This is a genomic window from Streptomyces durmitorensis (assembly GCF_023498005.1).
Taxonomy (GTDB): Bacteria; Actinomycetota; Actinomycetes; order Streptomycetales; family Streptomycetaceae; genus Streptomyces; species Streptomyces durmitorensis.
Genome location: NZ_CP097289.1, coordinates 877,396 through 892,756, shown reverse-complemented (window position 1 = coordinate 892,756; position 15,361 = coordinate 877,396). Strand labels below are relative to the sequence as shown.

13 protein-coding genes and 1 pseudogene are annotated in these 15,361 nt (G+C 70.3%); 5 read left to right on the top strand and 9 right to left on the bottom strand.

Annotated elements, in window-relative coordinates:
- Positions 1-186: 186 nt before the first annotated feature.
- Positions 187-1,590, bottom strand: a complete 1,404-nt coding sequence (lpdA, locus tag M4V62_RS03855; RefSeq protein WP_249585780.1) for a dihydrolipoyl dehydrogenase — start codon at positions 1,588-1,590, stop codon at positions 187-189.
- 254 nt (positions 1,591-1,844) lie between these two features.
- Here lpdA and M4V62_RS03850 point away from each other — a divergent pair, with 254 nt between their 5' ends.
- The 3 genes from M4V62_RS03850 (at position 1,845) to M4V62_RS03840 (ending at position 5,068) form a co-directional block, all read left to right on the top strand.
- Positions 1,845-2,693 (top strand): SAM-dependent methyltransferase, encoded by an 849-nt coding sequence (locus tag M4V62_RS03850; RefSeq protein WP_249585779.1) that lies wholly within the window; start codon positions 1,845-1,847, stop codon positions 2,691-2,693.
- A gap of 237 nt (positions 2,694-2,930) precedes the next feature.
- Complete coding sequence (locus M4V62_RS03845; RefSeq protein ID WP_425574977.1) at positions 2,931-3,806, top strand: TauD/TfdA dioxygenase family protein; 876 nt, start codon at positions 2,931-2,933, stop codon at positions 3,804-3,806.
- 29 nt (positions 3,807-3,835) lie between these two features.
- Complete coding sequence (locus M4V62_RS03840; protein ID WP_249585777.1) at positions 3,836-5,068, top strand: epoxide hydrolase family protein; 1,233 nt, start codon at positions 3,836-3,838, stop codon at positions 5,066-5,068.
- 25 nt (positions 5,069-5,093) lie between these two features.
- Here the strand turns inward: M4V62_RS03840 and M4V62_RS03835 are convergent, their stop codons facing one another.
- From M4V62_RS03835 to M4V62_RS03810, 6 genes are all read right to left on the bottom strand, one after another.
- Positions 5,094-5,648, bottom strand: a complete 555-nt coding sequence (locus M4V62_RS03835; protein ID WP_249585776.1) for a GNAT family N-acetyltransferase — start codon at positions 5,646-5,648, stop codon at positions 5,094-5,096.
- Positions 5,645-6,841: an RNA polymerase sigma factor gene (locus tag M4V62_RS03830; RefSeq protein WP_249592687.1), complete on the bottom strand. Its 1,197-nt coding sequence runs from the start codon at positions 6,839-6,841 to the stop codon at positions 5,645-5,647. The genes M4V62_RS03835 and M4V62_RS03830 overlap by 4 nt, the downstream gene beginning before the upstream one ends.
- A 38-nt stretch (positions 6,842-6,879) precedes the next feature.
- Complete coding sequence (locus tag M4V62_RS03825; RefSeq protein ID WP_249585775.1) at positions 6,880-7,230, bottom strand: YciI family protein; 351 nt, start codon at positions 7,228-7,230, stop codon at positions 6,880-6,882.
- A 134-nt stretch (positions 7,231-7,364) separates the two neighbouring features.
- On the bottom strand, positions 7,365-8,270 hold the full coding sequence (locus M4V62_RS03820) for an aminoglycoside phosphotransferase family protein (RefSeq protein ID WP_249585774.1): 906 nt from the start codon (positions 8,268-8,270) through the stop codon (positions 7,365-7,367).
- Positions 8,271-8,428: 158 nt separating this feature from the next.
- The gene (locus M4V62_RS03815) at positions 8,429-8,818 is read right to left on the bottom strand and encodes a subtilase-type protease inhibitor (protein ID WP_425574978.1); all 390 of its coding nucleotides are present in this window, start codon (positions 8,816-8,818) and stop codon (positions 8,429-8,431) included.
- Positions 8,819-9,240: 422 nt separating this feature from the next.
- Positions 9,241-11,679, bottom strand: coding sequence for a polysaccharide lyase 8 family protein (locus M4V62_RS03810; protein WP_249585772.1), 2,439 nt, complete (start codon positions 11,677-11,679; stop codon positions 9,241-9,243).
- Positions 11,680-11,809: 130 nt separating this feature from the next.
- Between M4V62_RS03810 and M4V62_RS03805 the strand changes: the two genes are divergently transcribed.
- Positions 11,810-12,493, top strand: a complete 684-nt coding sequence (locus M4V62_RS03805; RefSeq protein ID WP_249585771.1) for an alpha/beta fold hydrolase — start codon at positions 11,810-11,812, stop codon at positions 12,491-12,493.
- A 124-nt stretch (positions 12,494-12,617) separates the two neighbouring features.
- Here M4V62_RS03805 and M4V62_RS03800 read toward each other — a convergent pair whose 3' ends face one another.
- Both M4V62_RS03800 and M4V62_RS03795 read right to left on the bottom strand, forming a co-directional pair.
- On the bottom strand, positions 12,618-13,445 hold the full coding sequence (locus M4V62_RS03800) for a hypothetical protein (RefSeq protein WP_249585770.1): 828 nt from the start codon (positions 13,443-13,445) through the stop codon (positions 12,618-12,620).
- 233 nt (positions 13,446-13,678) lie between these two features.
- Positions 13,679-14,503 (bottom strand): annotated as a pseudogene (locus tag M4V62_RS03795) (slipin family protein); the annotation flags it as partial.
- Between the two features lie 118 nt (positions 14,504-14,621).
- Here M4V62_RS03795 and M4V62_RS03790 point away from each other — a divergent pair.
- The gene (locus M4V62_RS03790; RefSeq protein ID WP_249585768.1) at positions 14,622-15,350 is read left to right on the top strand and encodes a class I SAM-dependent methyltransferase; all 729 of its coding nucleotides are present in this window, start codon (positions 14,622-14,624) and stop codon (positions 15,348-15,350) included.
- Positions 15,351-15,361 lie beyond the last annotated feature (11 nt).

The following is a 15,361-nucleotide window of genomic DNA, read 5'->3' as shown; positions in this document are numbered from 1 at the left end:
GCGTAGCGATGCGTTCTGACCAAGGATCTTCCGGACCGGGCGGCCCCGCCACTTGAGCCGTTCGGCGCAACGGCGGGGCGCGCCCGGGAGGCCCGAGGGGGCGCGCCCAGGAGGCCCAAGGGGGCGCGCCCGGAGGGCCCGGGGAGGCCCGCTCCAGGGGCCCCGCCCGTACGTGCCCGGCTGCCGTCAGAAGTTGATCATGTGTCCGGCCAGGCCGTGCACCGCTTCCTTGACCGCCTCGCCGAGCGTGGGGTGCGCGTGGACGTTGCGCGCGACCTCGTGCACCGTCAGGTCCCACTGCTGGGCCAGGGTCAGCTCGGGAAGCAGCTCCGTGACGTCCGGGCCGATCAGGTGGGCGCCGATGATCTCGCCGTACCGCGCGTCGCTGATGATCTTGACGAAGCCGACGGTGTCGCCGAGGCCGTGCGCCTTGCCGTTCGCCATGAACGGGAACTTGGCGACCTTGACGTCGAAGCCCTTCTCCTTCGCCTGCGCCTCCGTCCAGCCGAAGCTGGCGATCTGCGGCTGGGAGTAGGTGGCCCGCGGGATCATCGGGTAGTCGAGTTCCATCGTCTCGGCGCCCGCGATCGTCTCGGCGGCCACGACACCCATGGACTCGGCGGTGTGCGCGAGCATCAGCTTCGCGGTGACGTCACCGATGGCGTAGATGTGCGGCACGTTCGTCCGGCCGTGCCCGTCGATGTCGATGGCGCCGCGCTCGGTCACCGCCACGCCGGTCGCCTCCAGGCCGAAGCCCGTGACGTTCGGCGCGAAGCCGATGGCCTGCAGGACCTTGTCCGCCTCCAGGACCTCCTGCTTGCCGTCCTTGCCCGTCACCGTGACCTTGACCTTGGGGCCCGACTCGTCGATCGACTCGACGCGGGTGGAGGTCTTCACGTCGATGCCGAGCTTGCGGTACTGCTTGGCCAGCTCCGTCGAGACGTCCGCGTCCTCCAGGGGCGCGATGCGGTCGAGGAACTCGACGATCGTGACCTTCACGCCGTAGTTGTGCAGGACATAGGCGAACTCGATGCCGATGGCGCCGGCGCCCGCGATGACGATCGACTCCGGCACGCTGTCGGCGAGGATCTGCTCCTCGTACGTCACGACGCGCTCGGAGCGCCGCGTGCCGGGCAGCAGCTTCGGCGTCGCGCCCGTGGCGATGATGCAGTTCTCAAACGTGATCGTGTCCGTGGTGCCGTCCGACTTGGCGACCTGGAGCGTGTTCGCGTCGAGGAACGTGCCCCGCCCGTCGAACTCCGTGATCTTGTTCTTCTTCATCAGGAAGTGGACGCCCTTGACGCGGCCGTCCGCGACGGTGCGGCTGCGGTTGAACGCCTCGCCGTAGTCGAAGGACACGTTCCCGTCGACCTTGATGCCGTACGTCTTCTGCTCGTGCGTGAACAGATGGGCCAGCTCGGCGTTGCGCAGCAGCGCCTTGGTCGGGATGCAGCCGACGTTGAGGCAGACACCTCCCCAGTACTTCTCCTCGACGACCGCTACCCGCTTGCCCAGCTGGGCGGCGCGGATGGCGGCCACATAGCCGCCGGGTCCTGCTCCGAGCACGACGACGTCGAAGCGGTCTTCCATGGGGAGGTCCTCTCTGGTGGTACGTATCCGGTGGTACGTGATGCGCGCACGTCCGATCATGCGGCATCCGGCCGCCTCGCGGGCGCGCGGGTGTCCGATGTCATGCCCTGCGTCCCGGTCCATGTCCTCAACCACCGCTGTGGGTATGCCCGTTGATGATCGGTACCCGGTTCACTCGGCCGTGGGCCACGGGATAGTGTCGCCGCGACGGAGCAGAAACCCATGTTCCCTCCGGGAGAGGTGGAGAACGCGCTGTGGCCGCAGACGAGCAGACCGAGATCACATCCATACCCTTCGACGTGCCGACGTCGGCGCGCGCCTACGGCTGGATGCTCGGCGGCAAGGACAACTACGCGGTCGACCGCGACTTCCTGCTGCAGACGCTGCCCGACTTCCCCGAGTGCGTCGACATCGCCCGGCAGAATCGCGAGTTCCTCTTCCGCGTCGTGCGCCATCTGACCCGGGCCGGGATCCGCCAGTTCATCGACATGGGCTGCGGCCTGCCCACCGACGACAACGTCCACCAGGTCGCCAAGCGCTTCGCACCCGACACCCGCGTCGTCTACGTGGACATCGACCCGATCGTCCTCGCGCACGGCAGGGCGCTGCTCGCCGACGACTCCACCACCACGGTCATCCACGGCGACATGCGCGACCAGGACGCCGTCCTCGGCAACCCGGACGTGACGCGCCTCATCGACTTCGACGAGCCGGTCGCGGTGCTCTTCCTGTCGGTGGTGCACCACCTCACCGACGCCGACAACCCCCGCCGCGTGCTGCGCACGATCATGGACCGCGCGGCCCCCGGCAGCTACCTGGGCCTCTCGCAGGTCGTCGCCGACGACCCGCACCGCGGCGCCGCGATGAGCGCGCACATCTCCGGCGGCGGCGTCCCCTGGCAGACCCGCACCCCCGCCGAGCTCGACGCGCTTCTCGACGGCCTGGAGCCGGTCGAGCCCGGCCTGGTGAACCTCGTCGACTGGCGCCCGGACGCCGACCAGCCCCCGCTCGCCCCGGTCCACGACGATCTGGCCCCCTACCTGGGCGCCACCGAGCAGAGCAAGGGGATCTACGAGTACGGGGGTTTGCTCCGCAAGGCATAGCCATACACAATGGCGTGCATGATCCAGCACCTGACCGCCGCCGTGAGGACCTTCGGGGTTCCGTGGCGGCGCGGGTGCGAGCGATCGGGTCGCTAGCTGTCCGGGGATCCGTCTCCGTACCGCCACCCGTTCACTCACCACTGAAGGATCACCATGGCTGTGGTTTCCCCTGCCGTCTCCTCCGCTGCTCCTGCCGTCCCGCCCACGCTGCGTGACGCCCGCGTCCCCGCCGACGGCATGTACGAAGGCCGCCGCACCCTGCGCCGCGTACCCGAAGGCTGGGAGGAGCGCCCCTACGACCTGATCGACGTCGTCCCCCAGGGCCGCCTCATCGGCGCCGAGATCCGCGGCGTCGACCTCGCGAAGCCGCTCACCCCCGCGCTGCGCGAGGAGCTGAACCGCGCTCTCCTGGAGTGGAAGGTGCTCTTCTTCCGGGGGGCGGGGATCACCTCCGAGCAGCAGCGCGCCTTCGCCCTCAACTGGGGCGACCTGGAGACCAATCCGCTGCTCGCGCGCGGCTCGGCCGACGACGTCGTCCGGTTCGACAAGGGCGGCAGCGCCACCCCCACGTACGAGAACGTCTGGCACGCCGACGTCACCTTCCGCGAGCGTCCCGCGCTCGGCGCCGTCCTCCAGCTGCGTGAGGTCCCGCCGGTGGGCGGCGACACCATGTGGGCGGACATGGCGGCCGCGTACGACAACCTGCCCGACGAGGTGAAGGCGCGCATCGAAGGGGCCCAGGCCGTGCACGACTTCATCCCCGGCTTCGTCCGCTTCTACGGGCCCGAGAAGCTGATCCCGCTCCAGGAGCAGTTCCCGCCGGTCACGCACCCCGTGGTGCGCAGGCACCCGGAGACCGGGCGGCGGATGCTCTTCGTGAACACCTCCTTCACCACGCACATCGTGGGCATGGAGCGCGCGGAGAGCGACCGGCTGCTGAGCTATCTGGTGCGACAGGCGCAGGTCCCCGAGTACCAGGTGCGGTTCCACTGGCAGGCCGGTGACGTCGCCTTCTGGGACAACCGCTCCACCCAGCACTACGCGGTCGACGACTACGCCCCGCACCGTCGCGTGGCCGAACGTGTCGCGATCGCGGGCGACCGCCCGTACTGACCCCGCCCTCGGAAGGAACCCGATTCCTGATGTCAGCCGCAGCGCGCTTCCCGTTGACTCCCGAGCCCATCCACGTCCCCGACGCGGTGCTCGACGACCTCCGGGCGCGGCTGCGGCTGACGCGGTGGCCCGACGACGTGGGCAACGACGACGGGTACTACGGCGTCCGCCGCGGCTACCTCCAGGAGTTGGCGGAGTACTGGCTCCATCACTACGACTGGCGCAAGGCCGAAGCGGCCGTCAACTCCTATGAGCACTACCGGGTGAGCGTCGACGGCGTGCCGGTGCATTTCATGCGCAGGCCCGGCGTCGGCCCCGCCCCCACTCCGCTCGTCCTCACGCACGGCTGGCCCTGGACCTTCTGGCACTGGTCCAAGGTCGTCGATCCGCTCGCCGACCCCGCCGCGTTCGGCGGCGACCCGGCGGACGCCTTCGACGTCATCGTCCCCTCCCTGCCCGGCTTCGGTTTCTCCACGCCGCTGCCGGACCACCCCGACATGAACTTCTGGAAGGTCGCCGACCTCTGGCACACCTTGATGACCGACACGCTCGGCCACGAGAAGTACGCCGCCGCGGGATGTGACATCGGCGCCCTCGTCACCGGTCAGCTCGGCCACAAGTACGCCGACGAGCTGTACGGCATCCACATCGGCTCCGGCCAGAAGCTCACCATGTTCAACGGCGACCGGGGCTGGGACCTCAGCGGCGGACAGCCGATCCCGGAGGGTCTTCCCGAGCCCGCGCACCGTCAACTCCTGTCCCTGGAAAGGCGGTTCGCCGCTCATCTGGCCGTGCACGTCCTCGGCCCCAGCACCCTGTCCTACGGGCTCAGCGACTCACCGGTCGGGCTGCTCGCCTGGATCCTGGAGCGCTGGGACAAGTGGAGCGACAACCGGGGCGATGTGGAGAGCGTCTTCTCCAAGGACGATCTGCTCACGCACGCCATGATCTTCTGGGTGAACAACGCCATCGGAACGTCGGTGCGCTACTACGCGAACGCCAACCGCTACCCCTGGACGCCCTCCCACGACCGCCGGCCTGCCATCGAGGCCCCCACCGGACTCACGTTCGTCGGCCACGAGAACCCGCCCGGAGTCACCACCACCGAGCAGCGGATCCAGAGCTGGCTCGCCGGTGACCGTGCCGACTGGTACCACCACGTCAACCTCGCCGCGCACGAGAGCGGCGGTCACTTCATCCCGTGGGAGATCCCCGAGGGCTGGGTGGGCGACCTGCGTCGTACGTTCCGCGGCCGACGCTGAGCGGGACATCGTCGGCCGGCTTCGCTCAACGCTCCATCGTCCGCTGCCACTTGACCTCGCCGTCCTGCCACTCGTCCGTGGGGGAGAGACCCGCGGCGGTGGCGACGGCGGCCGAAGCCAGGTGGTCCGGGTGGACATGGGCGACGACGCAGCGCACGGCCCGCTGCCCCGCGAGCCAGCCGACGAGGCCGCGGGCAGCCTCGGCCGCGATGCCCCGCCCCTGCCAGGGGGTTCCCACGACCCAGGCGATCTCCGCGACCAGCGCGCCGCCGCGGTCGCTGCCGTCGGCGGTGGGGCCGACCGTGGCCTGCACCGTCCCGGCCAGGCAGTCCTCGTCGCGCAGCCGCAGCACCCAGTTGCACCAGGAGACCGCCGGGTCGGGGGAGCCCGCGGTCATCCGCAGGTAGCGGGCGCGCAGGGCCTGTGGATCGTCCGGGGATCCGCCGATGAAGGTGTGCAGGGCGGGGTCGGCGAGCACATCGGCCATCTCGTCCGCGTGCTCGACCTTCAGAGGTACGAGGACGAGGCGGGCGGTGTGGATCTCCTGGGCGTGGAGCGCGGTCAAGGACGACTCCCTCATCTCTCCTCCTGACGGCGGCCGAGCAGGAAGGCCCGCTCGGCGGCGTTCTCGGTGCGGGCCAGTGCGGCGTCGTACGCGCGTGCCGCCTCATCGGTGCGGCCGAGGCGTCGCAGCAGGTCCGCGCGGATGGCGTGGAACACGTGGTAGCTGTCGAGAGCCAGCTCGTCGACCAGGGGCAACGCTGCGGCGGGCCCCTTGACCTCGGCCACCGCCACCGCGCGGTTGAGGGCCGCGACCGGGCTCGGGGCCACGGCAAGGAGCTGGTCGTACAGCTGGAGGATCTGGCCCCAGTCCGTGGCGGACGCGGTCGGCGCGTCGCTGTGCACGGCGTTGATCGCGGCCTGGATCTGGTACGGCCCGGGGCTGCCGCGGCGCAGGCAGCGGCGGACGAGCGCCTGGCCCTCGTCGATCAGCGCGCGGTCCCACCGGCCGCGGTCCTGGTCGGCGAGGAGGACGAGCCCGCCGTCCGTGGTGGTCCTGGCAGCCCGCCGCGACTCGGAGAGCAGCATGAGCGCGAGCAGGCCCAGGGCCTCGGGCTCGTCGGGCATCAGCTCGGTCAGGAGCCGTCCCAGGCGGATGGCCTCCGCGCAGAGGTCGTCGCGGACGAGCGCGTCCCCCGCGCTGGCCGTGTGCCCCTCGTTGAAGACGAGATAGACGACGGCGAGGACCGCGCGAAGCCGTTCCGGCAGATCGGCGTCGCCGGGGATCCGGTACGGGATGTGCGCGTCGCGGATCTTCCCCTTGGCCCGCACGATCCGCTGGGCCATCGTCGGCTCCGGCACCAGGAAGGCGCGGGCGATCTCCGTGGTGGTCAGTCCGCCCAGGAGACGCAGGGTGAGGGCCACCCGCGCCGCGGGGGCGAGCGCCGGGTGGCAGCAGGTGAAGATCAGACGCAGCCGGTCGTCGCGCACGGGTCCCTCCACGGCCGGTGGCTCCTGGGCGTGCAGCAGCGCGGCCTGCGCATGCCGGTCCTCGCGGGACGCCTCCCTGCGGAGGCGGTCGATCGCGCGGTTGCGGGCGGTGGTGATGATCCAGCCCGCGGGGCTCGGCGGCAGACCGGTGGAGGGCCACCGCTGCACCGCCGTGGTGAACGCCTCCTGGACCGCTTCCTCGGCGATGTCGATGTCGCCGAAGACGCGGACCAGGACGGCCACCGCGCGCCCGTACTCCGCACGGAAGACCCGCTCGATCATTCCCGCCGTGACCGTGCCCTCCGGGGGACCCGCTGCCACTAGCAGGATCCGTGCTGCAGCGGCCTGACCTCGATGGGCAGGGTGATGGCGCGGGCCAGCTTGCGGCCCCATGCGAGCGCCTCGTCCAGATCGGCCGCCCGGATGACGGTGAAGCCGCCGAGATGCTCCTTGCCCTCGATGTACGGGCCGTCGGTCGTGAGCACCTCGCTGTCCTTGAGGCGCACCACGGTCGCCGTGCTCGGCGGGAAGAGGCCCCCGGCGAACACCCAGGCGCCGGCCTCCCTGAGCTCGGCGTTCACCGCTTCGACGTCGCGCATGACGGGCTCGAGGAACTCGGGATCCGGCACGCCGCCGTCGGGCTGGTAGATGCTGAGCAGGTACTGGTTCATGGTCGTCGCTCCTTGGCGGATCGTCCCTGGGGCCGGCCCTGTGCCGCCCTCTCACTGTCCATACGAACGGCAATCGGCCGGATCGACAGGGGGAGGCGAAAGATCCGCCGAAATTTCTCGCCGGGCGTTCTCGGCTAATGATCGGTGATGATCGCGTCGAGGTGCCGCAGCGCCGCCGTCACCCGCGCCGGATCGTCGAAGAACGGGTCGTCCGGGACGGGCAGCGAGCCCGCGAGGGCGAGCCCGCGGCCCCGCGCCCACGTCGCGTCGTCGACGTCGACCGCCGCGCGGAAGGCACCCCGGGCCTCGTCCGGCAGGAACAGCCACGCGGGCAGCAGATCGACCGCGGGGTCGCCCACGGCCAGCGTCCCGAAGTCGATGACGGCGCTCAGGCGGCCGTCGACGGACAGTAGATTGCCGGTCGCCAGGTCGCCGTGGACCCATGAGGGCGGGCCGTCCCAGGCGGGTGCCGCGAGGGCCTCGTCCCACACGGCGGTCACCGCGTCGCTGTCGACGAGCCCCGCCACCTTCAGCTTCTCGATCTTGGAGCGTACGAGGGAGTCGGCGAACAAGGAGTCGCACTCGGTGCCCACGCGTTCCCCGCGGAAGGCGTTGCTGAGCCGGGGGCCCGGACCGCCCGTGGGGTCGATGCTCCGCAGGGCGGTGACGAACCCGGCGAGGTCGGCCGCCGCCCGGAGCGGATCCGTGAGGGAGCCGGTGGTCGCGGTGTCGCCCTCCAGCCACCGGTAGACGGACCAGGGGAAGGGGTAGCCCTCGCCGGGCTCGCCCCTGCCCAGCGGCTCGGAGACGGCGAGCGGCAGCTGCGGGGCGAGCCACGGCAGCCACCGCTGCTCGGCCTCCACCTGCCCGACCCACCTGCGGTGGCGCGGCAGCCGCACGGACATGTCGTCGCCGAGCCGGTACGTCGCGTTGTCCATGCCGGACAGCGCGACCGGCGCGAGCGGCAGCTCCGCCCACCGCGGGAACTGCGCTGCGAGCAGACGGCGGACGACGTCCGTGTCGATGAACGGATCACTCATGGGCAACTCCCCGCGCACGAACTGCGCCTTGGACGACACTGGGGCGTCGTCCAAGGCGCAGTGGTGGATGTCGAGGCCTCATCCCACCGTCACGAGAGAGGCCACGTCCACCCGATTTCCGTCGGCCGCGCGAAGGGAGACCGCACGGCAGGGGGAGCTCAGAACGCGAGGGCCGCGCCTCCCGCGAGGCCCGCCCGCATCTCGCAGCTGTTGCCGAACGTCTGGGACCACGCGACTCGTCTGCCCTGCCACACGCCGTCGACCGCGACCACGACGGGCTTCCACTCCTTCGTGCAGGCCATGCCGGGCGACGTGCCGACCAGCTGCGCGAACTGACCGTCGACCGCCCGCAGTTCGGCGCACGCGGCGGACGGCGTGGGGTGGGTTCCGGAGGCCTTGGGCAGACAGTTCAGGGTCACGGCGCGTTCCATGATCGCGGTGTCCGCCTCTTCACCCTGGCCGACGGCGAGGACCAGCGACGAGGGCGCGTAGAGGCCGGCGGCGGCGGCCTTGGGCTGGGCCTGCGCCGTGCCAGAGGTTCCGGACATCACGCAGGCGGCCACGACAGCGGTGGCGCCCACCGTCTTGAGGAAGAAACGCACGTCAACTCTCCTTTGATGCGGGTGTGTTGCTGGTTGCAGACGGGAGTCTTGCCGGTGCGGAGAGTGAGTTCCAAACGCATGGTCGATTTCCGGATGCATGTGTCCGCTGAGCGGTCGCCGCGTGACCGTTCGGGCAGCTCAGGGCGGGCGAGGGGGACGCGTAAAGTCGCGCGGAGAGTGTCCAACATGTGGACCGGAAGCGATGGTGCAAGTCAGAACAACTGCCTGACCTGCGGGAACAGTTGATTTGATTTTCTACCGGAATCGACGGTCGACCGGAAAGCATCGGTGCTAAGGGGTCAGGCAGGGCCGCCGCAACGCAAAGCGGACCGCCGCGGCGCAAGGCGGCGCGCCGCGACGGCCAGACCTCAGCCGAGCGTGACGCTGATCCGCTGGGTGGCGCCCTTCGTGCCGCTGAGATCCCCGAACGTCAGCTTCAGGGAAGCGCCGGTGACCGCCGACGTGACCGTGGCGGGCTTGGCCGTCACCGCGGACACGGCGCGGTTCCAGGTGAGGGTCAGGGAGGTCTGGGCGCGCATCGGGTCGCTGACGCAGATGACAGCCGTGCCGTCGCTCTTCTCGCTGATCTGCACGGAACAGGGCGCACTCGCGGTGAGCTTGCCCACCGTGCCGCCGAACCAGAAGTTGACCCCGGTGAAGCCGAGCGAGGGGACCGAAACACCTTGCTGGTTGTCGGAGTTGGCGAGGATCTGGAGCCATCCGGTGTCCGCCGACCGGGCCGCTGTCTGCGCCGCGCTCGCCCCCGGCATCAGGGCGTAGGCGTACGTCCCGTTCGTCGGTGCTGTGCCGTGGTCGACGTACATCGTGAGGTACTTGCGGGCGATCGCCGTCGTCGCGCCGCCCTTGTTGATGTCGCTCCACTTGCCGCTGCGCTCCTCGCGCAGCGCCTTCACCGTCGCGCCGCCGGGGAAGACATAGCCGCCGTGGCCCCCGATGTGCGCCCACTTGGCGCCGGTGAGGGTCGCGGACCAAGGGGTGCCGGTCGGCTTGGCCGCGCCGTCCACCTGGAACGAGGTGGTGCCCGTCGGGCCGAGGTTGCGGTTCTCGACGGTCGTCTCGACCGCCGCGCCGTCCGTGCAGACGATGCCCGCGCCCAGACAGACGATCGCGTCGTCCAGGCAGAACCACGACTTCTTCGCGCGCAGGGTGCTCTGAAGCCCCTTCAAGTACTGCCCGATGGCGGCCCGTTGGCCGTCGCTCGCCCCGCCCACCCACTTCACGTCCGGCATCGACGCGCCCCAGTCGCCGCCCGCCGCGTCCGCGAGTGCCTTGCGCGACGCCGTGATGCCGGGCAGCCGGTACGGGTCGACCGTGGGCCAGAAGGCGTCGCTGTACTGCCCGTTGGCGTAGGTGTCGCCCCACCAGTAGAGCATTCCGGAGCCGGCGTGCCAGCCGCGCAGATTCTCGCCGTTGCCCGTCTCGTAGTACGTGATGCGGGGATCGGCCATGCTGATCGAAGCGGCCCAGCCGGGGCGCCGGTGCGTCGCGCGGGCCATGTTCGGGAAGAGCCGGTGGCCGGTGGGCTCGGCGATCGCGGCCACCGACGTGTCGTTCTCAACCCCCTGGAGACGGGCCAGACTTGTCAGGCCGAGCGAGGCGTCGCTCAGCGGCGGGCTGTAGTAGTCGCGCCGCATCCAGCCCTTGACCAGGCCGCGCCACCGCGCGTTCTCGGCCGCGCTGGCGCCCTGACCGAGGAGCACGACGGCGGACATGATGGGGTGGCCGCGCCGGTGGTCGTCGGCCTGGATCTTCTTGGCGTCGGACGTGGCCAGGCCACGGCTGATGGCACGGCCCGCCACGCCGTCCATGACGAGGCCGTTGTAGATGAACGGAGCCCACGCCTTCTCCACGGCGTCGAAGATGATCTGCTTCTTGGTGTCCGTGACCTCCCAACTCGACCCGCGCAGGAGGGAGAAGAGCATGCCGAGGCCGCCGAGCATCACCGATCCGTACGACCCCGTGTAGGGAACGGTGGTGTGCTGGATGAACGAGCCGTCGGTGTAGAGGCCGTCGCCGGTCGTCACGTACGGGAAGACGGGGGACAGGGCGTCCCTGGCCAGCGCGATCTTCGCGGAGCTCGCGCCGACGACCCCGCGCAGCGCGAGCACGCGGCACAGGTCGACGCGGTTCGCGCCGGTGCTCGTCCCGGTGTAGCTGCCCACCGCCGAGTCGGGCACGAAGTGGTCCACGGCCTTGCAGTAGTTGGCCACTTGGGTCGCCGACAGCTGGTCGTACATCAGGACGCAGACGTCGAGGAGGTTCTGCGGGGCGCCTATCTGCCAGCTGTACCAGTTGCCGAACCGGGCCTGGTTCTCGTTGTAGACCTGCGTGTAGAGGTGGTCGAGGCCGGTGAGGATGTCGGCCTTGAGGCCGGCGTCGCCGGTCAGGCCCGTGCCCTCCTGCCGGTAGGCCTGCGCCATGGTGCTGAGTCGGCTGTAACCGGTTACTACGTTCGCCGAGTAGCCGTACGACTCCTGGTCGGTGTCCGGATCGGGGTCGGCGTACGAGGCGTCCGGCCACAGGGAACCCGTGGCGGGGGCCATGGTGTCGCGCAACTCCCTTGCCGTGGTGCCGAGTTCGGCCAGGCGGCTCTTGAAGGGCTCGGCCGTGGGGGAGAAGCCCTCGCCGAGTATCAAGGTGCGCCACTTGGTGCGCAGTGCTTCGTACGCGTCCGCGGCCACCGCTGCTTCCGCCTCGTCCGAGGGCAGCAGCCCCGAGGTCGTCAGGGCGAGTGCGGAGCCGCCGGTGGTGAGCAGGAAGGCGCGGCGGGACCAGGGAGAGTGCATGGGGTCTCCGATGGTGAGGAGGGGGGAGGGTGCGGGAGGAGCGCGCGGAGGGCGTGAGGAGTAAGCGCTTTCTAGCATGGGTCCAGGCCACTGCTCAATGGGTCGCGCAACGCGCTGTAGCGTCAGGGGTATGAACGATCACGCAGTGGTGGATGTGGGCGACGTACGCCTGGCCTATCGGACCTGGGGCGACTCGTACGGAGCGCCCGTCGTGCTGCTGCACGGGCTCGGCGGTTCCTCGGCGACCTGGGAGCAGGTCGGGCAGGTGCTCGGCCAGGAGTGGCGCGTGTACGCCATCGATCTGCGCGGACACGGGGAGAGCGACTGGCCGGACGAGTACTCGGTCGAGCTGATGCGGGACGACGTGCTCGGTTTCCTGGACGAGCTCGGCCTCGACCGCGTCGGTGTCGTGGGCCACTCCATGGGCGGGGTCGTGGCGTACCTCCTCGCCCAGGAGCACCCGGACCGCGTCGAGCGCCTCGTCCTGGAGGAGACCCCGCCGCCCTACCCGCGCGACATGGTCGAGGCCCCGCGCCCCGAGGGGGCCCTCGACTTCGACTGGCCCGTGTCCCCCGCGGTCCGCGCCCAGATCTTTGACCCGGACCCGGAGTGGGCCGAGCGGCTCGGCGAGATCGTCGCACCCACGCTGATCGTGGCGGGTGGCCCGGACAGCAGCATGCCGCAGGGGCGTATCCCCGACATGGCATCGGAGATCCCCGACTCCCGGCTGATCACGATCCCGGTCGGGCACTCGGTGCACGAGGCGAGCCCGCAGCAGTTCGCCGAGCAGGTCAGCGAGTTCTTCACCAGCTGAGCAGAGCCGGGCTGAGCCGAGCTGGGCTGATCTGGGCCGGGCTGGGCTTGGCTGATCTGGGCCGGGCTGGGGCAAAGGGTGCGGGGCGTGGTCGGACCACGCCCCGCAGCACGTCCGTCGGCGGTTACGCCGGGCGTGGCCGTGACTGGTAGAGGCGGGTGTAGTAGCGGCCCTCCGCCTCCAGGCCCGTGGGATCGTCACCGGCCTTGAGCACCTGGTCCACCGCGCTGCTCTGCTCGTTGAGATCGCTGAACAGCCGCTGCGGATAGCTCCGTTCGGGATCGGTCTCGGTGGCGAGGCCATGGGAGTCCAGGACGGTCAGGATCTCCGTGAAGGGCACCGTGCGCAGGACGAACGCGCTCACCCACACCGGCAGGCGCGTCGCGTCGAGGAGCGCGCCGAAGGTGTGGTGGGTGATGTAACCGATGCCTCCGGTGACCGTGATCAGGCCGACGCGCCCCACCGCGCGGCGCAGCTCGTCGCTGGGCGGGTGACGCTCCAGGTTCTCGGCATAGGCCTCGTCGAGCAGGCCCACCTCCAGGGCGTAGCGCGTCGCGTTCTCGGCCGTATCCAGGCCGATGACAGGTACCGCGTCCGCACGCCGCCGCGAGGCGTAGAACTCCTTGTCGGACTCGATGAGCTCACCCCGGCTGAGCGCGGCGGTCTCGTCGCTGGTGTAGTGCGCGTACAGGTCCTCCAGGGTGAGGTCGTGGTTGAGCAGCGCCGCGTTGATCCCGTACGAGCAGCAGAGGTCCAGGACCGTGACCGGGAGGTGGGTGCCGCGCACCGCGGACCGCTGGGCGAGCGTGCGCCGGAAGACGTCCTGAGCCTGGTGCGGTATCTCGTACTGCAAAGGGGCCAGCGTACGGAAGTAGGCGCGGGGGTCAGGCTGGTTGTAGATGTCGTCGAACCGGGTCTTGCCTGCCGCGGTGGTGGTTCGGGCACCGGTCATGAGGCATGCCTCCTCGTGCTGAGTGGCGGGTCTACGGCCGCGATACGTCTACCTGACCCATGGCTCAACCCGATAGACCTCCTGGCGGTAACCGGCCATGACGACGGCTACGAGTCGCTGACGCCGCCCCGGCCCGTCCTCCGTGCCCGCTGGTCAAAGCCCGATGCTCCGCTGTTGTCCAAGAACGCCTCCGAAGCGGGTTTAGGCCCGAACGGCTGGGATCAGGCCTATGCCGCGGTCGGTCGTTTCGGAATCGGCTCCGCCGCGGGGGCGGGTGGTGCGGGCGAAGGCGGCTGTGCCTGCGTGGACCGCTCCAGGAAGCGCAACAGCTCCACGGGGAAGGGCAGTACGAGCGTCGAGTTCTTCTCGGCGGCCACGGCGACCACCGTCTGCAGGAGCCTCAGTTGGAGCGCCGCGGGCTCGTCCGCCATCTCGTGCGCGGCTTGGGCCAGCTTCTTGGAGGCCTGTAGTTCGGCGTCCGCGTTGATCACGCGGGCCCGCCGCTCACGGTCGGCCTCGGCCTGCCGGGCCATGGAGCGCTTCATCGTCTCCGGGAGCGACACGTCCTTGATCTCGACCCGGTCGATCTGCACGCCCCAGCCGAGGGCGGGAGAGTCGATCATCAGCTCCAGGCCTTGATTGAGCTTCTCGCGGTTGGAGAGCAGGTCGTCGAGATCGCTCTTGCCGATGATCGACCGGAGCGACGTCTGGGCCATCTGCGAGACCGCGAAGCGGTAGTCCTCGACCTTGATCACCGCGTCGGCGGCGTCGATGACCTTGAAGTAGATGACCGCGTCGACACGCACCGTGACGTTGTCCCGGGTGATGCCGTCCTGCGCGGGCACCGGCATCGTCACGATCTGCATGTTCACCTTGTGCAGCCGGTCCATGCCGGGGACCACCATGGTGAAACCCGGCTCGCGGATGTTCTCCCGCAGCCGGCCGAGACGGAGCACCACGCCCCGCTCGTACTGCTTGACCACGCGGGCCGCCGACACCACGTACACAAATCCGGCAGCCGCGACCGCGGCCCCTGCTGTGAGCAGCTCTTCGACCATGACGACCCCCTATCTTCCGAGTCGCCCGTCATTACAAAGATATGCCCAGGTTTGTCCGGGGTCGAGCCCCTGTCCACCCCTCCGCTGAACCGCCCCTCCGCTGACTAGGGTGGGGACGGTGTTCACCTCTCAGGGCCCCACACTCCGCGAACTGACCGTGCAGGCTCTCTCCTCCATCGAGGACGGCTACGACCTGCTGGCCCCCAAGTTCGACCACACCCCGTTCCGTACCCCCGACCGGATGCTCGACGCGGTCGCGGACACGCTGCGTGGTCTCGGGCCGTTCGAAGCGGGTCTCGATGTCTGCTGCGGGACCGGCGCGGGCGTCGAGACGCTGCTGCCGCTGTGCCGTGAGCGGGTCATCGGCGTCGACTTCAGCGCCGGGATGCTGGCCAGGGCACGGGCGGCGGTCGCCCGTGGGGACGGTGGGCCCGCGGTGGAGTGGGTGCGGGCCGACGGGCGTGCCCTGCCCTTCGCCGAGGCCTTCGATCTGGCGGTGAGCTTCGGGGCGTTCGGCCACTTCCTGCCCGCCGAGAGGCCCCGGCTCTTCGCGCAGGTCCACGGAGCGCTGAAGCCCGGCGGCGCATTCGCCTTTCCGATCGGCGCGCCGCAGCCGCTGACCTCGCCGCTGTACTGGGCGCTGCTCGGCTTCGACGGGGTGATGCGGGTGCGGAACCTGCTGTGGCGTCCGCCGTTCGTCATGTACTACCGGACGTTCCCGCTGCGGGGTGTCCTCGACGACCTGCGCCGGGCCGGGTTCACGGCGCGGCTGCATCCGCTGGAGGAGTTCGGCCGCCGGGGCGACGGCAGCCCGCACTGGTGTCTCGTCGAGGCGCGGAAGGCCTGAGCGCCACCGCG